This is a genomic window from Shewanella sp. T24-MNA-CIBAN-0130 (assembly GCF_040310185.1).
GTDB classification, from domain to species: domain Bacteria; phylum Pseudomonadota; class Gammaproteobacteria; order Enterobacterales; family Shewanellaceae; genus Shewanella; species Shewanella psychromarinicola.
On sequence record NZ_JBEOPP010000235.1, the window covers coordinates 1 to 287 of the forward strand.

Genomic DNA, 287 nt, shown 5'->3' on the forward strand with positions numbered 1-287 from the left:
TGGAATGGCCAAGTCCCTGTCATCACCTATACCACTAACACTGGTGAAACCGCGACGCTAACAATTCAAGTCACGCCAACTAACGACGCGCCAACCATTGACGTGGTTGCCAATGACTTTACTGAAAACAGCGCCGTCGATGGCGATGTGGCCGCAACCTACACCACCTTTGATGAAGACGGTGATCTACTGACCGTGGACTTTACCCCAGGCAGCAATGACGACGGTTACTACGCGTTGGTCAACGGCGAAGTGGTATTAACCCAAGCCGGTGCTGACTTCGTTAA

Annotated in this window: 1 protein-coding gene; it reads left to right on the plus strand. The window is 52.3% G+C overall.

From position 1 onward, the window contains the following. On the plus strand, nucleotides 1–287 hold a 287-nt coding region (locus AAEZ02_RS22195; RefSeq protein WP_351089811.1), incomplete at both ends, for a hypothetical protein.